The sequence below is a fragment of the Methylobacterium sp. W2 genome (genome assembly GCF_020662345.1).
Lineage (GTDB): Bacteria > Pseudomonadota > Alphaproteobacteria > Rhizobiales > Beijerinckiaceae > Methylobacterium.
The window spans coordinates 1-21,443 of the sequence record NZ_VMOA01000009.1 but is presented as its reverse complement, the minus strand read 5'-3'; the positions used below and the strand labels follow the sequence as shown (position 1 = coordinate 21,443).

General features: G+C 67.5%; 17 protein-coding genes and 1 tRNA gene. 10 read left to right on the top strand and 8 right to left on the bottom strand.

Translation table 11 applies throughout. The annotated features are described in order from the left end of the window. Positions 1–155: 155 nt before the first annotated feature. From FPV16_RS06720 to FPV16_RS06690, 7 genes are all read right to left on the bottom strand, one after another. Positions 156–1,226 (bottom strand): M48 family metallopeptidase, encoded by a 1,071-nt coding sequence (locus FPV16_RS06720; RefSeq protein ID WP_227437277.1) that lies wholly within the window; start codon positions 1,224–1,226, stop codon positions 156–158. Between the two features lie 38 nt (positions 1,227–1,264). Further along, positions 1,265–2,557, bottom strand: coding sequence for a YjgN family protein (locus FPV16_RS06715; protein WP_227437275.1), 1,293 nt, complete (start codon positions 2,555–2,557; stop codon positions 1,265–1,267). Between the two features lie 249 nt (positions 2,558–2,806). Next, positions 2,807–3,031, bottom strand: a complete 225-nt coding sequence (locus FPV16_RS06710; protein ID WP_227437273.1) for a YbdD/YjiX family protein — start codon at positions 3,029–3,031, stop codon at positions 2,807–2,809. 5 nt (positions 3,032–3,036) lie between these two features. Then, complete coding sequence (locus FPV16_RS06705; RefSeq protein WP_027172735.1) at positions 3,037–5,097, bottom strand: carbon starvation CstA family protein; 2,061 nt, start codon at positions 5,095–5,097, stop codon at positions 3,037–3,039. 106 nt (positions 5,098–5,203) lie between these two features. Next, positions 5,204–5,815, bottom strand: a complete 612-nt coding sequence (locus FPV16_RS06700) for a TPM domain-containing protein (RefSeq protein ID WP_227437271.1) — start codon at positions 5,813–5,815, stop codon at positions 5,204–5,206. Position 5,816: 1 nt separating this feature from the next. Continuing rightward, the gene (locus tag FPV16_RS06695) at positions 5,817–6,611 is read right to left on the bottom strand and encodes a TPM domain-containing protein (protein ID WP_413629209.1); all 795 of its coding nucleotides are present in this window, start codon (positions 6,609–6,611) and stop codon (positions 5,817–5,819) included. A 1-nt stretch (position 6,612) separates the two neighbouring features. Then, positions 6,613–7,263, bottom strand: coding sequence for a LemA family protein (locus tag FPV16_RS06690; RefSeq protein ID WP_413629208.1), 651 nt, complete (start codon positions 7,261–7,263; stop codon positions 6,613–6,615). Positions 7,264–7,494: 231 nt separating this feature from the next. On the opposite strand from FPV16_RS06690, the gene FPV16_RS06685 reads away from it, so the two are divergent. From FPV16_RS06685 to FPV16_RS06660, 6 genes are all read left to right on the top strand, one after another. Continuing rightward, on the top strand, positions 7,495–7,800 hold the full coding sequence (locus FPV16_RS06685) for a SelT/SelW/SelH family protein (protein ID WP_227437269.1): 306 nt from the start codon (positions 7,495–7,497) through the stop codon (positions 7,798–7,800). Positions 7,801–7,898: 98 nt separating this feature from the next. Then, positions 7,899–10,043 (top strand): sensor histidine kinase, encoded by a 2,145-nt coding sequence (locus FPV16_RS06680; protein ID WP_227437462.1) that lies wholly within the window; start codon positions 7,899–7,901, stop codon positions 10,041–10,043. 462 nt (positions 10,044–10,505) lie between these two features. Beyond that, complete coding sequence (locus FPV16_RS06675; protein ID WP_227437267.1) at positions 10,506–11,888, top strand: methyl-accepting chemotaxis protein; 1,383 nt, start codon at positions 10,506–10,508, stop codon at positions 11,886–11,888. A gap of 123 nt (positions 11,889–12,011) precedes the next feature. Continuing rightward, positions 12,012–13,550 (top strand): class I adenylate-forming enzyme family protein, encoded by a 1,539-nt coding sequence (locus FPV16_RS06670; protein ID WP_227437265.1) that lies wholly within the window; start codon positions 12,012–12,014, stop codon positions 13,548–13,550. A gap of 74 nt (positions 13,551–13,624) precedes the next feature. After that, entirely contained in the window at positions 13,625–14,455 is an 831-nt protein-coding gene (locus tag FPV16_RS06665; protein ID WP_227437262.1) for a glycosyltransferase family 2 protein, read from the top strand. Between the two features lie 12 nt (positions 14,456–14,467). Further along, positions 14,468–14,559, top strand: a tRNA-Ser gene (locus tag FPV16_RS06660). 1,159 nt (positions 14,560–15,718) lie between these two features. Here FPV16_RS06660 and FPV16_RS06655 read toward each other — a convergent pair. Then, positions 15,719–16,240: a MarR family winged helix-turn-helix transcriptional regulator gene (locus FPV16_RS06655; protein ID WP_227437460.1), complete on the bottom strand. Its 522-nt coding sequence runs from the start codon at positions 16,238–16,240 to the stop codon at positions 15,719–15,721. A 150-nt stretch (positions 16,241–16,390) separates the two neighbouring features. On the opposite strand from FPV16_RS06655, the gene FPV16_RS06650 reads away from it, so the two are divergent. From FPV16_RS06650 to FPV16_RS06635, 4 genes are all read left to right on the top strand, one after another. Continuing rightward, the gene (locus FPV16_RS06650) at positions 16,391–17,665 is read left to right on the top strand and encodes an amidohydrolase/deacetylase family metallohydrolase (RefSeq protein WP_227437261.1); all 1,275 of its coding nucleotides are present in this window, start codon (positions 16,391–16,393) and stop codon (positions 17,663–17,665) included. Between the two features lie 25 nt (positions 17,666–17,690). After that, on the top strand, positions 17,691–18,572 hold the full coding sequence (locus tag FPV16_RS06645) for an alpha/beta hydrolase (protein WP_227437258.1): 882 nt from the start codon (positions 17,691–17,693) through the stop codon (positions 18,570–18,572). Beyond that, complete coding sequence (locus FPV16_RS06640; RefSeq protein WP_227437257.1) at positions 18,569–20,941, top strand: xanthine dehydrogenase family protein molybdopterin-binding subunit; 2,373 nt, start codon at positions 18,569–18,571, stop codon at positions 20,939–20,941. Before FPV16_RS06645 ends, FPV16_RS06640 begins: the two co-directional genes overlap by 4 nt. Next, positions 20,938–21,443: FAD binding domain-containing protein (locus FPV16_RS06635; protein ID WP_227437255.1), on the top strand; the 506-nt coding region annotated here is incomplete at its 3' end. The genes FPV16_RS06640 and FPV16_RS06635, both read left to right, overlap by 4 nt.

Here is a 21,443-nt window from a genome sequence, read left to right as displayed (position 1 = left end):
TATCCGCGCAAACCTGTTCGGGCTGGTGTACCACGTTCGTCGCATGTCACGAGGTGATCTGTAGCCGTGACGACGCGACGCAAGCAGCGGACCGGGACAGGATATTTGTTTCCGGATGTAACTCGGGCGCCAATACGCTCCGCCCGGGACCGCGCCTATTTGGCGGATGTGGCCGGGACGTTGCGGCAGATGCCCTTCAGCGTCGCCCATTCGGTCTCGTCGAGAATGCGCCGGCCGACCGTCTCCGTCCCCGCCATCGCGCGGATGCGGTTGGCGCGCTCCTTCGTGAAGGGATGGCTGCGGAGCAAGCTCGCGAACTCGGCCTTGTCGTCGTCCTTTCCGTCGTCCTTGGCGATGCGTTCGAGGATCGTCGCCAGCGCCGTGGCATCCCCGCCCGACCGGCGCATGACCCCCACCGAATAGGAATCCGCCGCGTTCTCCGCCTCGCGGGAATAGCCGGCCGAGAGGGCCGCCTGTCCCACCGCGATGATGATCGTGGAGCCGGTCAGGTCGCCGAGGACGAGGCTCAGGAGGAACGAGCTTCCGCTCGCCGCCAGCAGCGCGCGCATGGGATCGTGCGCGGCCACATGGCCGAATTCGTGGGCCAGCACGCCGGCGAACTCGTCGGGCGTGCGGGACTGCTCGATGAGGTCCGACAATACGACGACCCGTCCGCCGGGAAGGGTCAGGGCGTTGGCGATGGCGTGCCGGCGGACGGTGATCGCGGGACCGACCGGCAGGCCGGCATCCGCCGTCATCCGCTCGATCAACCGGTCGAGGACGGCCCGCGCCGGGGCGTTGTCGCAGACCGGCGGGTCGCCCAGGATCTTGCCGATCTGCCCGTCCACCGCCCCGCCGAGCCGTGCCTCGATCGCCGCCGGAATCACGGGCGCCAGACGCACGGCAATGGCCGGAACACCGCAGATCGCCAGCAGGATCACCGAAATCCCGGCCGCGATCGACCACAGCACGAGACGCAGGCGACCGGCCGAGGCGGAGGGATCGGTGCGGTACAGGTCGGGGCAGCGATCCTTGAGCGCCGCGGCCAGGGCCTCGTCGGTGAACTCGACGCGGGCGGCATGTCCCGCCGGGCCGAGCCGCATGAAGGGGGGCGCCGTGTCGCCGGCCGCGAGATCGGGGAGAGGCCAGGCGAGGCGCAGGTCGCGCCCGGTGATCTCCAGGCTGTCCTCGAGGACCAGGGTCACCGGATGGGCCCTGGCGCTCAAGCCATCGTAATACGTGCCCTGAACCCGAAGTGCCGGCACTAGAACCCCACTTCGAGGGCGCCGCCGACATCGAGCGCGTCGGCGAGACCCTCATTGAGGCCGCTGCCCACGCGCCGGCTCGACGCGAGCACGGCATCGAGGCCGCCGGCATTCTCGACCGATGTTGTGGTGGCGACCGCCGCCCAGAGCCGCGCCGTGATGACGCGGACATAGAGCACCGCGAAGAACAGGGCGCCGCCGAGATAGCCGAACACCATGCCGAAGACGATCGCCCAGTGGAATCCGCTTTCCATGCCTCGGGCCTGCAAGAGCAGGCCGGCACCGCCGATGACGAGGCCGAGGATCAGGACGAAGCCGATCACGGAGAGAAGGTAGACGAGGTAGGGCCAGTAGAACTGGCGGGCCTTCAGAGTCGAGATCAGCCGCACGGGGCCGAGGCTGGCCGCGTTCATGAAGAGCCGCGTCTCCCGTGCCCGGTAGAACGGGATGAGCAGGAGCCCGAGGGGGATGGTGATGCCGAGCGTACTGAGGAGGAGCGCCCCGAAGGTGGCGATGGGCGTGTCCTCGTAATCGCTGTTGAACTCCGTCTCGCCGGGTTTGCCCCCCTCCTTGGGGATGAACAGGTCGTCGGGGATGGTGAAATCGGCGGCCACGAGGAAGGCGAGCAGCGCGCCGGCGATGGGCAGGAGCACCACCACGTAGAATGCCAGCCAGGGAATGAGGAGCGAGCGCCCGCGCGCGGTGGATTCCATCCGGCTCGACCCAATGAGGGTATGGTTGATCCGGTACCGTTCCAGGCTCGCGCGCATGAAGGGGAAGGCGAGGCCGAGGGTCAGGAGCGTCAGTAGAGACCAGCCAATGGCCATCAGCGCATAGGTGATCGCCGATCCGTCCTGCCCGAGGCGGATGCCGCGCCACAGGGTGCGCGAGGCGCGGTAGCGGCGGCCGCGATAGAGCGCGAACTGGCCGAGGACGAAGAGGATGAGGAAGGACAGGACGCTGCCGAAGGCCGCGAGCCAGGGCGCCGAGATCGTCGCGACGAAGATCAGGACGTAGACGGGGATCAGGATGGCGATGGCGACGAGGAAGCCGAGGAACAGTTCCTTGCCGGTCCCGGTATACTCGGCCGGACTGCCGTCGACGACGGTCCGGTTCCAGAAGTAGCGCCGTAGCTCGGTGATGTACCAGAACCGGTAGATGCCGAAGGTGACGAGGGACAGGAGGAAGCCACGGACGGCGATGCCGGTGAGGCCCTTGAATGTCCTGTCGAAGGTGATCGCGCCGAAGCGGTCCATCCCGGATCGCGTCTCGGTCATTGGCGGCTGCGACATGACACCTCCTCTCTCGGGAGGCGACATATAAGCCTATCGTCTCCGACGAGGCCACCCGCCGATGCGTCTTTCCATCGGCCTGCTCTCGTTTCGATGAAGTATGGGGGCGCGGACTTTGCCAAAAAATCCTGGCCAGGTCTTCGAATATCTGCCTGGCGGACAGTATCCAGAACTTATTCGTCACGCGATCGCGGATGAGAAGACGATCTATCTCGCTGACTGCCGAATGATCGAAGACGAGCGGTCAGATCAGCAGCAGCGGAATCCATTCCGGTTACCGACGCCGAACCGGGCATTCTCCCGGTTGCGGTAGAATTCGCGCTCGGTCATCGGCTCCTGGTCGACATGGGTCCGGCGGATATGGGCGGCATAGGCTTCGTAATCGCCCTGCCCCACCATGAGGCGGGCGCCGTCGCAGACGCATTTCGAGAAGGTCTTGAGCCGGTCCCGCAACTCCGTCGACGACAGCGCCATGGTGCTTACTCCGCCGGGACGGGGGACGGGCCGCCGCTCTCGAGCGCCGTCCAGCGGTCGGCCCTGTAGGCCTTCAGGCAGGCCTGGACGCCGAAGACCGCGATGGCCACGACGAGGCCGACGAACATGACGGCGAGCGCCGCGTCGATCCGGTCGTTGAAGACGATCTTGTGCATGTCGGCCATGTTCTTGGCCGGACCCAGCACCTTGCCTTCGGCGATCGCCGCCGAGAACCGGTCGGCATGGGACAGGAAGCCGATCTTGGGATCGGCCGAGAAGATCTTCTGCCAGCCCGCGGTGAGCGTGCAGATCAACAGCCAGACGGTGGGGATGATCGTGACGAAGGCGTAGCGCTCGCGCTTCATCTTGAAGATCACCACGGTGGCCAGCGTCAGCGCCACGGCCGCCAGCATCTGGTTCGAGATGCCAAACAGCGGCCACAGGGTGTAGATGCCGCCGAGCGGGTCGGTGACGCCCTGGTAGAGGAAGTAGCCCCAGGCCGAGACGCAGAGGGCCGTGGCCAGGATGCTGGGCGCCCAGGCCGAGGTGTCCTTGAAGGTCGGCGAGATCAGGCCGAGCAGATCCTGCAGCATGAAGCGTCCCGCCCGCGTGCCGGCATCCACCGCGGTGAGGATGAACAGGGCCTCGAACAGGATCGCGAAATGGTACCAGAAGGCCATCATCGTCTTGCCGCCGATGGCCGACGAGATGATGTGGGCCATGCCGACGGCGAGGGTCGGGGCGCCGCCGGTGCGCGAGATGATCGAGTGCTCGCCGACATCCCTGGCGGTCTGGGTGATCAGATCGGCGGAGATCGGAAAGCCGAGATTGGTCACGGCGGCGGCCGCGCTCTCGGCGGAGGTGCCGAGCAGGGCGCCCGGCGAGTTCATGGTGAAGTAGATGCCCGGATCGATCACGCTCGCGGCGACCAGCGCCATGATCGCGACGAAGCTCTCCATGAGCATGCCGCCGTAGCCGATGAAGCGGGTGTCGGCTTCGTTGTCGATGAGTTTCGGGGTCGTGCCGGACGAGATCAGCGCGTGGAAGCCCGAGACCGCGCCGCAGGCGATGGTGATGAACAGGAACGGGAACAGGGAGCCCGCCCAGACCGGGCCGGTGCCGTCGACGAATTTCGTCATGGCCGGCATCTGCAGATGCGGGGCGACGACGACGATGCCGAGCGCGAGGCCGATGATGGTGCCGATCTTGAGGAAGGTCGAGAGGTAGTCGCGCGGGGCGAGCAGGAGCCAGACCGGCAGGATCGAGGCGACGAAGCCGTAGCCGATCAGCATCCAGGTGAGCTGCGTCCCGGTGAAGGTGAAGGCCGGTCCCCAGACCGGGTGTTCGTTGATCTGGCCGCCGCCGACGATGGCGGCCATGAGCAGGACGAAGCCGAGGATCGAGACTTCGCCGATCTTGCCCGGCCGGATGAAGCGCGCGTAGAGGCCCATCAGGATCGCGATCGGAATCGTGGCCGCTACGGTGAAGGTGCCCCATGGGCTTTCGGCCAGCGCCTTGACGACGATCATCGCCAGCACGGCGAGCAGGATCACCATGATCATGAAGGTGCCGAACAGCGCGATCACGCCGGGGATCACGCCGAGCTCGGCCCGGATCAGCTCACCGAGGGAGCGCCCGTCGCGGCGCATGGAAATGAACAGGATCATGAAGTCCTGGACCGCACCCGCGAGCACGACGCCCGCCAGGATCCAGAGCATGCCGGGCAGGTAACCCATCTGCGCGGCCAGGACCGGGCCGACGAGGGGCCCCGCACCGGCGATCGCCGCGAAATGGTGTCCGAACAGGACGGTCTTGTTGGTGGGGACGTAATCGAGCCCGTCGTTGTGACGGTGGGCCGGGGTCTTGCGGCTCGGATCGAGCTGCATCACCTTGTCGGAGATGTAGAGCGAGTAATAGCGGTAGGCGATGAGATAGACGCAGACCGCGGCCACGACGATCCACAGGGCGTTGATCGATTCCCCGCGGCTCGTGGCGACGATCGCCAGGGCCGCCGCGCCCAACGCACCGACAAGGGCCCAGGGCCCGTGCTTCTGTATCGCACTCATCGACGTCTCGCTCCCGCGACCCGTCCTTGATGGCGGATCATCACCTTTCTTCTCGCTCAAAAATTCTTTCGGTGCCAGCGAGAAAAATACAAACGCGCGGAGGTTGTCAGTCCGTGACGATCACACGGTTCGGCAACTCGTCGATATCCCCCGCCTCGCGCGGCAAATGCTGTGCGAGGATCGCGCCGATCCCCTCCACGGCCGAGACGAGACCGTCGGCCGCCGCGCCCCGTCGAAGGGAAGTCAGCAGCGAGTCGATGGCCGAGGACCACGCCGCCGGGGATATGCGCGAGGCGATGCCCGAATCGGCGACGATCTCCGCATGGCCCTCGGCGAGAGCGAGGTAGATCAGGATGCCCGTGCGGCCACGCGTCCGGGCCAATCCGCGGGCGGTAAACTCCCGCGATGCCGCCTCGTGCGCCCTCGCCCGGCGGATCGAGCGTGGAACCAGGAGGAGGCGGGCTAGCGGATGGGCGGCAGCGGCCAGAGCCGCCAGAACGATGGCGGTCTGCGCCAGGGCGATCGTCGCTGCGCTCCACGGGGTGAGCAGGATCAGCGGCCAGGGCGCGGCGAGCCCGAGGGCCAAAGCCGGCACCAATGCGGCCGACCGGTAGAGGCCGGCGCGGGCAGCCACAAGAACCACGATCTCCGCCGACGTGGTCGATTCCGCGGTGGCGATCGCCTCGGCGATCCGGGTCCTGTCGGTGTCGCTCAGCATCCTACCAATCCCCGGAGGCGCCGCCGCCTCCCGATGAGCCGCCACCGCCCGAGAATCCTCCGCCATCCCCGAAGCCGCCGGAGACGCCGCCGCTCCATCCTCCGGAGGATGGGCCGGGCAGGATGATGAAGCCACCGCCGCGGCGCCCCCGGTTCATTCGGTACACGAGGAACAGAATCACCAGGAACAGGACGATGAAGCCGACGACGTGGGACGGCTCGGCCTCGTCGCTTCGCACCTTGCCCTTGCGCTGCCATTCCTCGGCGTCACCGCTCAGGATCGACAGCATGGCATCGATTCCGGCCTTGATGCCGCCGCCGTAATCGCCCGTCTTGAAGCGCGGCGTGACGGCCGTGGTGATGATGACCTTGGACAGGGCGTCGGTGAGCGCCCCTTCGAGGCCGTAGCCGACCTCGATCCTGACCTTGCGCTCGTTGGGGGCCACGAGAAGGAGCGCGCCGTTGTTGGTCTTGGCCTGCCCGATGGCCCAGGACCGGAACAGCCGGTTGCCGTAATCCTCGATCGTCAATCCCTGGAGGTTCGGCACCGTCGCCACGACGACCTGATCGGAGGTCTTCTCCTCGTAGGCCTTCAGCTGCGCTTCGAGCCCGGCCTTCTCGTCCGGCTTGAGGATGCCGGCGGCATCCACGACCCGGCCGCTGAGGGCCGGGAAGGTCGGCTCCGCCGCCAGGGCCTCGCCGCGCGCCAGCAGCACCAGCCCGGCCAGGACGACGAGGACGAGCGCCGCGAACGACGCGCGTGCACCCCGTTGAAGAACCGTGGCCCTCGTCACCACCCTAGAACTTCACGGCCGGCGGCTTGTCCGAATTGGGCGTCGCCGTGAACGTCTCCATCGGCTTCGATTCGGGATAGAACCACGCCGCGATCCAGCGGCCCGGGATGGTGCGGACCTCGGTGTTGTAGGCCTGGACGGCACCGATATAGTCGCGGCGCGCCACAGCGATCCGGTTCTCGGTGCCCTCCAGCTGCGATTGCAGCGCCAGGAAGTTCTGGTTCGACTTGAGGTCGGGATAACGCTCGACGGTGACGAGGAGACGGCTCAGCGCTCCGGAGAGCTGGTTCTGGGCGTCCTGGAATTCCTTGAACTTCTGGGGGTCGGAGACGGTGGAGGCATCGACCTTGACGCTCGACGCCTTGGCGCGCGCTTCCGTGACGCCGACGAGGACATCCTTCTCCTGCTGTGCGTAGCCTTTCACCGTCTCGACGAGGTTCGGGATCAGATCGGCGCGGCGCTGGTACTGGTTCTGAACCTCGCTCCACGAGGATTTCGCGCTCTCCTCCAGGGTGGGCACCCGGTTGATCGCGCCGCAGCCCGACAGGGTCGTGGCCAGGGCGACGGCGACCAGCGCGGACCGCATCCGGCGGAGCAGCGAAGGGCGGGGTGAGCGCGCGAAGGGCGCGGCGGCGGGACGCAGAACGGACGGCATCGGGGGCTCCTCGCGGACGGGCGCGGCATCGGGCGCGGCATGACGGGTCCACGCCTCTGCCGCCCGGCTACGCTCGTGAAGATAGGGCGCGATGCCGCGGGTGAAAGGCCGGGCGGGCCTGCGTCCGCCGTCAAACGCCCTGTCTATCCGTCGGCCGAACCGTTCCGGCGACGGGCCAACTCTGACGGTGGCAGGTTGACAAGGCACCGTGCATGGGTCGCTGTGCCGGCCATGGATGAAACGCCACCTGCCCCACAGGTCGAGAAACCCAGGGTTTCCATCACCTACTGCACGCAGTGTCAGTGGCTCCTGCGCGCCGGCTGGATGGCACAGGAGCTCCTCTCCACCTTCCGCGACGAGATCGGCGAGGTCGCCCTGATTCCGGGGACCGGCGGCGTCTTCCTGATCGTCTGTGGATCGGAGACGATCTGGGACCGGACGCGGGACGGGGGATTTCCCGACGTGAAGACCTTGAAGCAGCGTGTCCGCGATCGGCTAGCGCCGTCCCGCGACCTCGGTCACATCGACAGGCCATGACCGCCGAGACCCATCACGACGCCGAGCCCAAGAACCCCATCGACCCCGCCTCCGAGCGGACGACGAGCGGTGGGTGGCAGGGCACCGCCCCGGGCCGGCTGTTCGCGCGCATCCGGCAGCGCGGGTTCTCGACGCAGGTCTACCTCGTCGCCCTCGTTGTCGCGTTGATCGGGCCGGGACTGCTGTTCACGGCGATCCTCCTGTTTCGCTATGCCGGGACCGAACGGGCGCGTTTCGAGCAGGATGCGCGCGAGAACGTTCGCGGGATCGCCCTGTCCATCGACCGCGACACGGCGGGGCTCGTCTCCGTACTGCAGACCCTGGCGACGTCGCCGCGCCTGAAGGACGCGGAGTTCGAGAATTTCGACGCGCAGGCGCGGCTCGTCCGCGAAACCGTCGGGCTCGACATCCTGCTGCGCCGGCCGGACGGCCAGCAACTGGTGAACACCTCGGTCCCGCGCGGAGCGCCGCTGCCGAAGACCGCCCTGCCCTTCGACCGCGAGATCGCGTCGGGCACGCAGCGGGCGATGATCTCCGGCATCCTGTCGGGCAGCATGCCGGAGCGCGCGACCTATGCCATCGCCGTCCCGGTCCAGAACGAGGGCGAGGTCGCCTATCTCCTCAGCTTCCTCGCGCCGGTGAGCCGGCTGCAGGGCATCCTCGGCCGGGAATACGTCCAGGGCTGGATGACGGGCGTGTCGGACCGGGATGGCATCGCCCTCGCCCGCATCCCCGATCCGGCATCGATCGTCGGGCGGCCGCGCCTCGCGACCCTTCGCCAGCGCCAGACCGAGACGCCGGGGGTCTGGGAAGGCAAGGATTTCAACATGCGCCCCGTCACCGTGGTCGAGGCGCGCTCGCGCCTCACCGGCTGGACGGTGAGCGCGGTGATCCCGAAGGCGTTGGTGGATGCGCGGCTGCGCGGATGGATCTGGGCCTTCACCGGCTTCGGCTTCCTCGTCCTCGCGACCTCGTCGATCCTCGCGATCAATCTCTGGTCGAAGGTCTCGCAGCCCCTGCGCCGCCTCGTGGCGACGGGGCCGGCCTTGGCGCGCGGCGAGGCCATCCCGCGCATCACCTCGCCGATCCACGAGATCCGCCGCCTCGGCGACGTGCTGGCGGACGCCTCCCTGCGCCTGCGCACCCGGGGCGAGGAGCGCGACACGGCGCTCGCCGAGACGGAACGCGGCCTCTCGGCCCTGCGCGAGAGCGAGGCCCGATTCCGGCACATGGCGGATTCCGCGCCCGCCTTGATCTGGATGACGGACGAGGTCGGGGAGATCAGCTTCGCCAACCTGCATTTCGACCATCTGTTCGGCAAGCCGGCCAGCGCCCTCGCGGCCGGCGGCTGGCAGACGATCATCCATCCGGACGATCTGCCGGTGTTCTCCGCCAAGTTCTCGGACGCTTTCGCCGGCCGCGTTCCCGTCAGGGCGGAGGTCCGGGTCGTGGATCGCGACGGCGTGGTGCGCTGGCTGCGGTGCGAAGGCGTGCCGCGCCTCGACGATACCGGAACCTTCCTCGGCTATACCGGCTGCAACGTCGACATCACCGATGCCAAGCGCGCGGAAGAGCATCTGCTCCTGCTCATCCACGAACTCAACCACCGCGTGAAGAACACCCTCGCCACCGTCCAGTCCATCGCCATTCAATCCCTGCGCGGTCTCGACACGCCGGAGGCGGCGGCGGCCAAGGCCGCGTTCGAAGCGAGGCTCCTGGCGCTCGCCCGCGTCCACGACGTACTCACCCGCGAAAGCTGGGAGGGGGCGGAGCTCGGAAACGTGGTGGCGGATGCCACCGCTCCCCTGGATTCCACCGAAGCGGGTCGATCCCGCTTCATCGTGTCCGGGCCGCATTTGCGCCTGCCGCCCCGGCTCGCCCTCTCCATCGCCATGGCGCTGCACGAACTCGGCACCAACGCGGTCAAATACGGCTCGCTCTCGCAGGAGGGTGGCACAGTGACGATCACCTGGAGCGTGGTGAAGGAACCGGAAGCCCGCCTCCTCCTGCGCTGGAGCGAGAGCGGCGGGCCGCCGGTGACGCAGCCGACACGCACCGGGTTCGGCTCGCGCCTCATCGAGCGCAGCCTCGCCCGCGAGCTCGACGGCGAGGTCCAGCTTCTGTTCGCGGCCAGCGGGGTGGTCTGCTCGATCGAAGCGCCCGTTCCTCCGCCGACCTTGCTCGAGCGCAAGGCGGGTCTCGTCCCGCTGCGACCCGTGCCGCTTCTCCCCCATTCGGCCTGATGTCTCGACGACTTGGACGCGTCCGGGGTTTCGTTCGGCCGAGCAATGCTTTCACGCGTGCGTGTGCGAAATTGGAAAGACCTTACTTCAGGATATTCGCGGAATGTGAAATATAATTCATGAAATGATTCTGTACTTGCTGTTACTAGCCTGAGATCGGTGATTTTTATATCAAAATATCAACAATCTAGTTTTAAGTCCCAGCGTTTTTGCTCGGGGGCTATATTGGTAGCGCTTTAAATAATAAAAATAATTATTAATTCAGATGTGCAGCCTCCGCAATCATGAACTGGAAAAGCTTTCGGGGATCGGGCGTGTTGTTTCCGTTCGAGACTGGCAACGGAATAGCGGGAGATCGACGCTCTCTCCACTCGCGCGGGTGCCGAGACGATGCCTGCTAAGGCACCATTAAACAATGGAGTCTATAAGCTTGCCTTAGCGATATCTCAGGGTTGTGCTTTTATGATCGGCTTCTCCCGCAAGCGTCTGGCCTCCGACACGGTTGCGGTGCCGACCGCAGCCCAGCAGAGCGAGGCCGACGACCTTCGTCTGGGCGCGGCGGTGGACGCGCTGATGTCGAGCCAGGGTCTGTCGGCGGTCGACCTGCCCGATGGAAAGCTCAGATCCGCGATCGAGCGTCTTCGCGGCCGTGGCGAGGACGACAATCAACGCAACCTGTCCTCCATCGCCTCCATGGCGAAGGAGGCGTCCGAGGCGGCCATCAACATCGGCTGGATGACCTACGATGTCGGCGAAGTCGCCAGCGCCACGCAGACGATCGCCGGCGCCACGGAAGAGATGGCGGCCTCCATCGCCGAGGTCTCCCAGACATCCGACACCGTCGTCACCGTTGCCCAGGACGCCCTGACCGCCATGAGCGCCTGTATCGGCGACGGGCGCGAGGCCAAGTCGGCGATGCAGGAGATCGACGTCCGCACGTCGCTGATCTCCGAGCGTGTGGTGGTGCTGGAGCGGGCCATCGCCCAGATCGAGGTGATGGCGACCGCCATCGCGTCGATCTCCGCCCAGACCAACCTGCTCGCCCTGAACGCCACCATCGAGGCCGCGCGGGCCGGCGAGGCCGGGCGCGGCTTCTCCGTGGTCGCGGCCGAGGTGAAGTCGCTCTCTGCCCAGACCGCTAAATCCACGGGCGAGATCCGCGGACTTCTCAGCACGCTGACGTCCGAGATGGCGGCCATCTCCACCGCCGTCGGCGAGAGCCGGAACGCCGTCACCTCCGGACGGGCCATCGTCGAGCAACTGGAGACGCGGGTCGAGCAGACCAACGAGCGGATCTCCCATGCCAGCGACCTGAATCAGGCGATTTCGCAGATGCTCGCCCAGCAGCGTTCGGCCACCGCCGAAATCTCCACCAGCGTCCAGAACATCGCCGGCAAGGCCGCCAAGACCCACGAGGAGATCGACAAGATCACGATCCGCTTGGTGAAGGCCGAGGATTTCGGCCGCACCGCCCTCGCGGCGGAAAGCGGAGGCGTCAAGGCGCATGGCCTGGTCTGCCTGCCGGCAGATGTCGGCATGTGGAAGCGCAAGCTCGCCCGCATTCTCGTCGGGCTCGCCCCGGCCGCGTCCTCCGATCCGACGATGCTCGGCCGCGCGGATTACAGCGTCTGCACCGACCTGCGGAACGGCCCGTTGCGCGATCATCCGGCGCTGGCCCGTCTCGCCGATGCCGAGAAGACCGCTCTCGACCAGGCCAAGACGATGACCGATGCCGTTGCCGCCAACAATTGGGACGTGGGCACGCCGGCCTATCAGGCCGCGTCCGCCGCCATGAAGGCGATGCTCGCCGCAGCCAACGAGTTGCTGGCCGTCAAGACGGCGTGATCCTCGGCCATCGCTGATAGCGCGCATCCGAACGGTCCGAAGTCCCGCGGTCGGCCCTTGTTGCCGGCCGCGGCTTTCGGCATGGCTTGAACGCGTCGCCACGCGAGAACCCGAACCGTTTCCATGATCCGACCGGACGCTCCTCCACCGGCCCGTTTCAATGCCGCCCGTCATTGTCTCGCTGAGAATGCGCGTCTGCGGCCGGACAAGACCGCGCTGATCATGGCGGGCGCGGAGGGCGGGGCGTTCCACCTGACCTTCGCCGAGGCCGACCGCGCCGTGCGCGGCATCGCCGCCGGCTTCCTCGCCCTCGGCCTGCGCCGCGGCGACCGCGTGATGATCCGGATGGGCAACGAGGCGGATTACGTTCTCGTCTATTTCGGGGCGCTCGCCGCCGGCCTCGTGGCCCTCCCCTCCTCGCCCCAGCTGACGCCGGCGGAAGCCGCGTTCCTCATGGAGAATTCCGGTGCCGCCGTCGTGGTGACCGGGGCGGGCCACCGCCTCGACCCGGCGGAATCCGCCGGTCGGATCGTCTTCGGCCCCTCCGAGATCGCCGCGATGAAGCGTGCCGAGCCGGTGGCGGATTACGCCGACACCGCGGCGGACGATCCGGCGACCCTGGTCTACACCTCCGGCACCACCAGCCGGCCGAAGGGCGTGCTCCATGCCCATCGGGCGATCTGGGGGCGCCGCCCGATGCATGCGCATTGGCTGGGGCTGACGGAGGCCGACGTGATGCTGCATGCCGGCACCATGAACTGGACCTACACGCTCGGCGTCGGCATCACCGATCCGTGGTCCTGCGGCGCCACGAGCGTCCTCTATGACGGGCCCCGCGATCCCGCCGTCTGGCCCGCCCTCATCGCGCGGCACGGCGCCACGCTGTTTGCCGCCGTGCCGAGCCTCTACCGCCAGATCCTGAAATACGCCGACCTGTCCGCGCACGACCTGTCCCGGCTGCGCCACGGCTGCACCGCCGGCGAGGCCCTGCCCGCGGAATTGCTGGACGCCTGGACCGCCGCCACCGGCAAGCCCCTCTACGAGGCGCTCGGCATGAGCGAGATCTCGACCTACGTCTCCAGCGGTCCCACCATCCCGGTGAAGCCCGGCTCCCCCGGCAAGCCCCAGCCCGGGCGCCGCGTGGCGATCCTGCCGGTGGACGGGCCGAACGAGCCCCTGCCGGAGGGTGAGACCGGGCTTCTGGCGATCCACCGCACGGAGCCGGGCCTGATGCTCGGCTACTGGAACCGGCCCGAGGAAGAGGCCATCGTTCTGCGCGGCGAATGGTTCGCGGGCGGGGATCTGGCGAGCCTCGACGGGGACGGCTACCTCTGGTTCCACGGGCGCAACGACGACCTGATGAACGCCCTCGGCTACCGGGTCTCGCCCAACGAGGTCGAGGGCGTGGTCGGGGGGCATCCGTCCGTGGCGGAAGTCGGCGTCGCCGAACTCGCCGTCCGGGCCGACCTGAAGGTCATCGCCGCCTTCATCGTCCTGAAGCCGGGTGAAACGGCGGACGGAGCCTCGATCCTGGCCTGGTGCGGCGAGAGATTGGCCGCCTACAAGTGCCCGCGCGAGGTCCGCTTCCTCGATGCCCTGCCCCGCACCGCCAATGGCAAGGTCCAGCGCAAGCGGCTGGCCGACCAGCCGGTCGTGGCATGAGGTCGAGGCCGCTCCCGTGCCCTGTCTGAAAAAGGGGTATCGGCCAGGCGGATCGATATCGTAGAGCCGTCTCCATGTCCGCGCCGCCGCTCTCGATCTTCCTCATCGCCTTCAACGAAGCCGACCGGATCGGCGCGACCATCCGCGCGGTCCGCGATCTGACCAACGACCTCGTGGTGGTCGATTCCGGCTCCAGCGATGGAACGCAGGCCCTGGCGGCCTCCCTCGGCGCGCGGGTGATCCACAACGACTGGTCCGGCTACGGCCCGCAGAAGCGCTTCGCCGAGACCGTCTGCCGTCACGACTGGCTGCTGAACCTCGATGCGGACGAGGTGGTGCCTCCGGACCTGTCCGACGCCATCCGGGCCCTGTTCGCCGCCGGCGAGCCTGCCCACCCGGCCTACCGTATCGCCATTGCGGAGATCTTCCCCGGCGAGGCGAGGCCGCATCCCTGGGCTTATGCCCTGCATCCCGTGCGCCTCTACCGCAAGGACAGGGGCCGCTACTCGCCCTCCCCCGTCCACGACCGAGTGGAACTCGATCCCGGCGCCAGCGTCGGCCGCGTGAAGGGGGTCATCCATCACTATTCCGTACGCTCGCTGGGGGACCAGCTCGACAAGCTCAACCGCTATTCCGACCAGCAGGCCAGGGATCTCGAAGCCCGCGGCGTCACGATCCCCACCTGGCGAATCTTCGTCGAACTGCCGCTGAATTTCCTCAAGGCCTATCTCGGCCGTCGCCATTTCGTCAGGGGCGTCTACGGCTTCCTGACCGCCGCGAACTACGCGATCTCCCGTCATCTTAGGGTGGCCAAACACTACGAACGGCGCAACGCGCTGATTTCCACCCCATTGCCGCCTATCGAACCCGCGAAGCGGGTTGACCCGTCCGACGCGAAATTCTAGAGCCACCCCTACGGAGACGTGGCCGAGCGGCTGAAGGCACTCGTTTGCTAAATGAGCATACCCCGAAAGGGGTATCGAGGGTTCGAATCCCTCCGTCTCCGCCATTTGGCCCCTAAGTCCTTGCGATGACGGTATCTTTCTGATGCCGCAGGCTTCTAAGCGCGCTTGTGCTACGAAGTCATGAGGTGGATGGTGGGTCTGGTCCAGCGTCGGGGCTTCTTCTTTTTTCGTCGCACCATACCGATAGCGTTGCGCACGGACATGCCGGGCTTGGCATTGCAAGCCTGGGCTACGTCAGCCCGGTCGAGTTCGAAAAACGAGCCCAATTAGCTTGGGATCGGGTCTACAAAACCGGCAGGCGGCCATATGGGTGGATCGACGTCTCGCGCATGGCGGCTGCCATGCCATGGTCGCTCGACCGCTCCAAGGCTGGGACAACCTCGTCCTGCGGTTGAGATAAGACGAGCCGGTGTCGGCAGCCCTGGCCTGTGCCGTCTTGCTCACTCCCCGGCCGCTTCACGGACGAGATTGGCACCGCGTCCGCAGAAACAGCAGAGCGTTGTCCGATTGCGTACCAAGTACATCGGAGCAGGAACGGCTGGCAGCCTAAGTTTTTTTCGTGTTGCATTGCAATTGTGCTGGGAATGCACTGCAATGATCGGACTCGCAGAACTCGAAGACATCCGAATGGATTCCGAAGCCGCGAGGCTCGTGCGCGAAGCCGCTATAATTGCGACACGGGTCGCATTAGAATCCCCGCCGCCCCGATCTGATCACGGAGCCGGCGGGGTGGGTCGTCCATCTCACGCGAGCCGCTACGCAACTTGGCTCGACCGAGAGGATGGCCAGGGGAGGTTAGCGGAAGGACAAGTCGCCGAATTTTCCAATGCCCAAATCGGGATGGCTGATCGAGCAGGCGGGCATTCTCACAGCGCCTATCGTGGGTCTGGTCGTGAATGGCCGGACTATCTCATCCGCTAAGACATTGCCCCAATCGAGATTTCCAGAGCGACAAAGCGGATGGGGGATCCGCTTTGTGAATTAGTCAGGGGCCGTTCGAAGAAATAGGCAAGCACGGATAATTGGTTTTTTATTGTATCACGACGTCGATAGACATCTTAATCCTGATCGCACAGATGGAAAGCTCCTCAACGGGTCGATCACTTGTCGGCACGGGATTGTCCGCCCCGGCGACGATGCCTGCGCGCTCACAGGTGCGAGCTTCATCGCGACACTGTCGCGGTAGCAGACGTTGCAAGGCAATCACCCCAGCAACTCATCTTTGCCCCGGCGCTGCTGGTTGGCTGCAGTGATCTTCTTCATCAGGCGGATCAGGGTCGCTTGCTCCTCTTTCGAGAGCGGGTCGAGCGTTGCGTCGTGGGCCTGTCGTGCGGCCGTCTCCATCCGACCCAGCAGGGCGCGGCCGGCCTGGGTCAGGCGGCAGCGTTGAGAACGTCGGTCAATCGGCGAAGCAGAGCGTTCGACGAATCCGCGTAGTTCCAGGCGTTTGAGGGCGCCGGTCGTCGTCGTCCTGTCGAGGGCGACCGCATTGGCCAAGGTTGTCTGGTCGGCTTCTTCGCGTTCTGCCAGCAGAGAGAGCAGGCTGTATTGCAGGGGAGTGACGCGGAAAGCGCCACAACGCTCTGAAAATAGGCTGACATGGATCTGATGCAGCCTCCGCATCAGAAAACCCGGCCGTTCCGGCAGGAGCCAAGACGTTCCGAGGGGCTGAAGAGCCTCTCGTGATGACGCCGCCTCCGCTTCAGCCAGCCCGCTCTCGTCCATCTGCATCCCGTCTCCCGCTCCCGATCCGAAGCCCGGACGGCTGCTGGCACGTAACATGCCTGGACAGATATACGAAGCATACTTCGCATTTCCTGGTCGCGTCTGTGCGAGGCAAGTCGATGGCCGATGCGAGACGATGGAGGAGACGAAATGGACGTTGGTCGCTACGACACGCTGCTGCGCGGCGGACGGGTCATCTGCCCGGTCTCCGGCATCGACGGCATCAAGGACGTCGCCATCCGTGACGGGCGGATCGCCGCCGTCGAGGACCATATCGTCCCCTCCGCCTCGACCGAGGTGGTGAACGTCCAGGGCAAGCTGGTGCTGCCGGGGATGATCGACACGCACGGTCACGTCTACCAGTACGTCACCGGCCGGTTCGGCCTGCCGCCGGATATGGTCGGCGTGCGCTCGGGCGTGACCACGGTCATCGATCAGGGCGGCGCGTCCTGCATGACCCTGCCGGGCTTCCGCCACTTCGTCGCGGAGAAGGCCGAGACCCGCATCTACGCCTTCCTCTCCGCCTATCTGGTCGGTGGCCTCGAAGGGCATTTCTATCCGAATCTGTACAGCCCGGACGGCGTCGACATCGAGGCGACGGTGAAGTCGGCGGTAGAGAACCGCGACCTTGTGCGCGGCATCAAGGGACACGCCGAGATCGGAGGCTTTGCCCGCTGGGGCATCAAGGTGATGGAGATGGCGGCCGAGATCAGCCGCCGGGCCGACCTGCCGCTCTACGTGCATTTCGGCCAGCTCTGGGGCCTGCCCGAGAGCGGCGCCAATGGCGAGGACGCCAATACCATCATGGAGCGGGTGATCCCGCTGCTGCGCCCCGGGGACTTCCTCGCCCACCCGTTCACGCGTCATCCGGGCGGCTTCATCAACGAAGAGGGCGTGGTTCACCCGATCATCCGGGCTGCGATGGATGCCGGCCTGCGGGTGGATGTCGGGCACGGCAGCCACTTCTCCTACCGGGTCGCCCGCGCCTCCCTGCCGGCGGGCGTCGTGCCCTACACGCTCGGCGCCGACATGCACGGCTACAACACCGAGGTGCCGCGGCCGGCGGGCACGCCCGACGAGCACCACGACGACGAGAACCATCCCTTCCTCGGCCAGGCACGCTTCAGCCTGACCCAGGCCATGAGCTCAATGATGGCCTTGGGCCTCAGCCTCGAAGAGGTCGTGCCCATGGTGACGAAGCATCCGGCCGAGATGCTGGGCCTCTCCGACCGGATCGGCGCCCTGACGCCGGGTTTCGCCGCCGACGTCTCGGTGCTCCACGACCATCGCGGCCGCTTCCTGCTTCGGGACAACGAGGACACCCAGGTCATCGCCCAGCGCCTGCTGCAGCCAGCCTTCTGCCTGCGCGCCGGCAAGCGCTTCGACGCCGACTCGCCGATCCTGCCCAGCGCCATCGCGGCCTGACTCTGGTACCCAAGGAGACGACCGCATGAGGGCCGATCCGTCCCCGCTGCCGCCCGACCCCCGGCACGTCTGGTCCCGCCTCGACCGGGCGGCGCGCGACGCCGCCTACGACAACAACGCGGCGGTGCCCGATGCCGCCGCCCAGGCGGCCGTGCGCAACGCGGCCTCTGCCGCCTACCGCGCCGCGCATCCGGGAGCCCTCGATATCCCCTATGCGCCCGCGCCGCGGACGGCCCTCGACCTCTATCCGGGGAAAAATCCGGCGGCGCCCTGCCTCGTCTTCATCCATGGCGGCTACTGGCAGCGCAATTCCCGCGACCTGTTCGCCTGCTTCGCCGAAGGTCCCGCCGCCGCTGGCTGGTCCGTAGCGATGCCCGGCCACACCCTCGCCCCCGAGGCGAGCCTGACGCGGATCGTCGAGGAGATCGGCCTTGCCCTCGACTGGCTGGCCGAGCACGGGCCGGCGCACGGCATCGCGGGTCCCCTGGTGCTCGCCGGCTGGTCGGCGGGGGCGCATCTCGCGGCGATGCAATTGCATCACCCGGCCGTGGCGGCGGGGCTCGCCATCTCGGGCGTCTACGAACTCGGACCCATCCGCGACACCGGCCTGAACGACGCCCTCTCCCTTACCGACGCGGAGGTCGCTGGCCTTTCACCCTTGCGCCAGCCGGTGGTGGGAAAGCCCCTGGCCATCGCCTACGGCACGGCCGAGCGCCCGGCCCTCGTCCACGATGCCCGCGACTTCCACGCCCTGCGCAGCGCCCGCCATGCGCCGGGGCCGTTGCTCCCCGTAGCGGGGGCCGAGCATTTTTCCATCCTAAACGAACTGCGTCGTCCCGGCGGCGTGCTGGTGCGCGCCGCGATCGATCTCGTGGAAAGCCTCGACCTCACAGGAACATCCGCATGAGCGATGCGAACGGCCTTACCGAGGGCGTCGGCGCACGCCTGCCCCGCAAGGAGGACGACCGCCTGATGCGCGGGCGCGGGCAGTATGTTGGCGACCTGCGCCTGCCGGGCCTGCAGGACGTGGCCTTCGTGCGCAGCCCCCTGGCGCATGCCCGCATCCGGGCGATCCAGGTGCCGGAGGCGTTTCGCGACCAAGTGTTCACCGCGGCCGATCTCGAAGGCGTTCTCCCCATCCGGGCGGTCTCCGGGCTTTCCGGCTTCAAGGTGTCCGAGCAGCCCATCCTCGCCAAGGACAAGGTGCGTCAGGTCGGCGAGTTGCTGGCGATCTGCCTCGCACCGACGCGGGCGCAAGCCGAGGACATCGCCGCCGCCATCGTCCTCGACCTCGAGGAGCTGCCGGCGATCCACGACATGCTCGCCGCCCGCGAGCCCGGTTCCGCCCTGGTCCACGAGGATTGGGGCGACAACGTCTTTCTTGAAACCCTGGTCGACGTGAACTTCGCCTCGGCCCTTGATGCCCCGATCAAGGTCTCGCGGACCATCTCCACGGGTCGCCAGTGCATGGCGCCCATCGAGGGGCGGGGAACGGTGGTCCATCTCGACCACCGCATGGACCAGCTCGTGGTCCACACGGCGAGCCAGATGCCCCACATCGTGCGCAACGGCCTCTCCGAATGTCTCGGGATCGAGCAGGGACGCCTGCGCATCGTCTCGCCCGATGTCGGCGGCGGCTTCGGCTACAAGGCGATCCTGCTCGCCGAGGATGTCTGCCTCGCCTGGCTGGCGCTCCGCGTCGGCCACCCCGTGCGCTGGCTCGAGGACCGGCGCGAGCACCTCACCGCCAACGCCAATTGCCGCGAGCACCATTACCGCATCACGGCCTATGCGGAGCGGGACGGCACCCTCCGGGGCATCGATTGCGAGGCCACCGTCGATTCCGGGGCCTACTCGGCCTACCCGTTCTCCGCCTGCCTGGAGGCGGCGCAGGTGGCGAGCATCCTGCCCGGCCCCTACGACTTTCCCGCCTATCGCTGCCGCACCTGGTCGGTCGCCACCAACAAGTGCCCGATCCTGCCCTATCGCGGGGTCGCCCGGACCGGCGTGTGCTTTGCCATGGAACTGATCCTCGACGCAGTGGCGGCCGAGGCGGGCATCGAGCCCTGGACGGTGCGCGAGAAGAATCTTGTGCGGGCGAACCAGATGCCCTTCGACAACATCACCGCCAAGCATTTCGACAGCGGCGACTACCCGCAGGCGCTGAGACGCGCCCTGAAAGCCATCGACGTGGATGCCGTGCGGGCGCGCCAGCGGACACCAGAGCCCGATGGGCGCCGCATCGGCCTCGGGCTCTCGATCTATTGCGAGCAGGCGGCGCACGGCACCTCGGTCTATTCCGGCTGGGGCATCCCCATGGTGCCGGGTCACGAGCAGGCCGGGGCGCGGCTCACCCCCGATGGCGGGCTTGAACTGCGCATCGGCGCCCATTCGCATGGGCAAGGGCTGGAAACGACCCTGGCGCAGGTGGCGCACGAGATCCTCGGCGTGCCGGTGGCCCGCACGCGCCTCGTCTACGGCGACACCGCCATGACGCCCTATTCCACCGGCTCCTGGGGCTCGCGCGTCATGGTCATGGCGGGCGGCGCCGTGGCGGCGGCCTGCCGCGAGCTCAGCCTGCGGGCGGTCCGCATCGGGGCGCATCTCCTCCAGGCCGACCCGGCCGCCTGCCGCTTCGAGGCGGGGCGCGTCATCGGCCCCTCGGGCGATGTCGGCCTCGCCCAGATCGCCCACACCTGGTACCGGCGGCCGCAGGATCTCGCCCTCGACGTCGATCCGGGCGGCCTCGAAGTCACCGCCGGCTACAAGCCACAACGCGATTCCGGCACCTTCTCCTACGCGGCGCACGCGGCCCTCGTTGCCGTGGACCCGGACCTCGGGGCGGTGGAGATCCTCGACTACGTCATCGTCGAGGATGGCGGCACCCTCGTGAACCCGCTGGTGGTCGACGGCCAGATCTATGGCGGCCTCGCGCAGGGGATCGGTACGGCGCTCTACGAGGAGATGCGCTTCGATTCCCGGGGCCAGCCGCTGGCCTCCACCTTCGCCGATTACCTCCTGCCGGGGCCGGCGGAGGTGCCCGAACCTCGCATCGACCACATGGCGACGCCCTCGCCCTACACGCAGTTCGGCGTGAAGGGGATCGGCGAGGGCGGGGCCATCGCGCCCCCGGCCGCGCTCGCCAACGCCATCAACGACGCCCTGCGCCCGCTGGGCGTCGCCATGCTGCACTCGCCGGTGAGCCAGCATCGGATCGTCGAAGCCGTCTTGGAGGCCCGTGACGCGGCCACTGCCCGCAGCCGGGAGGCCGCATGAAACCCGCGCGCTTCGCCTACGAGCGCCCCGGCGATCTTCCCGGCCTGCTCGCCCGGCTCGCCACCGCCGAGGGCAGCGTGAAGCTGATGGCCGGGGGACAATCCCTCGGACCGATGCTGAACCTGCGCCTCGTCGAGCCGGACCTCGTCCTCGACATTACCGGCATCCCCGAGCTGCGCCGGGCGTCGGTCGAGGGGGAGACCCTGGTGCTCGGCACCTGCGTCACCCACGCGGATATCGAGGACGGTCGCGTCCCTGACCTCACCGGCGGCGCCATGGCGCGGGTGGCGATGGCCATCGCCTACCGGCCGGTGCGCAATCGCGGCACGATCGGCGGCTCCCTCGTGCATGCCGATCCGGCCGCCGACTGGGTCACGTCGCTCATCGCGCTCGGCGCCGAGGTCGAGCTGGCCTCGGCCTCCGGTCGCCGCCGCCTCGCCCTGGAGGCCTTCGTCACCGGTGCCCTCGACGTGGCCCTGGCGCCCGGCGAGATGCTGATCGC

Coding starts and splice junctions, on each gene's coding strand:
- FPV16_RS06715 (WP_227437275.1), bottom strand. CDS start 2,557: ATGTCGCAGCCGCCAATGACCGAGACGCGATCCGGGATGGACCGCTTC.
- FPV16_RS06710 (WP_227437273.1), bottom strand. CDS start 3,031: ATGGCGCTGTCGTCGACGGAGTTGCGGGACCGGCTCAAGACCTTCTCG.
- FPV16_RS06705 (WP_027172735.1), bottom strand. CDS start 5,097: ATGAGTGCGATACAGAAGCACGGGCCCTGGGCCCTTGTCGGTGCGTTG.
- FPV16_RS06700 (WP_227437271.1), bottom strand. CDS start 5,815: ATGCTGAGCGACACCGACAGGACCCGGATCGCCGAGGCGATCGCCACC.
- FPV16_RS06690 (WP_413629208.1), bottom strand. CDS start 7,263: ATGCCGTCCGTTCTGCGTCCCGCCGCCGCGCCCTTCGCGCGCTCACCC.
- FPV16_RS06685 (WP_227437269.1), top strand. CDS start 7,495: ATGGATGAAACGCCACCTGCCCCACAGGTCGAGAAACCCAGGGTTTCC.
- FPV16_RS06675 (WP_227437267.1), top strand. CDS start 10,506: ATGATCGGCTTCTCCCGCAAGCGTCTGGCCTCCGACACGGTTGCGGTG.
- FPV16_RS06670 (WP_227437265.1), top strand. CDS start 12,012: ATGATCCGACCGGACGCTCCTCCACCGGCCCGTTTCAATGCCGCCCGT.
- FPV16_RS06665 (WP_227437262.1), top strand. CDS start 13,625: ATGTCCGCGCCGCCGCTCTCGATCTTCCTCATCGCCTTCAACGAAGCC.
- FPV16_RS06655 (WP_227437460.1), bottom strand. CDS start 16,240: ATGGACGAGAGCGGGCTGGCTGAAGCGGAGGCGGCGTCATCACGAGAG.
- FPV16_RS06650 (WP_227437261.1), top strand. CDS start 16,391: ATGGACGTTGGTCGCTACGACACGCTGCTGCGCGGCGGACGGGTCATC.
- FPV16_RS06645 (WP_227437258.1), top strand. CDS start 17,691: ATGAGGGCCGATCCGTCCCCGCTGCCGCCCGACCCCCGGCACGTCTGG.
- FPV16_RS06640 (WP_227437257.1), top strand. CDS start 18,569: ATGAGCGATGCGAACGGCCTTACCGAGGGCGTCGGCGCACGCCTGCCC.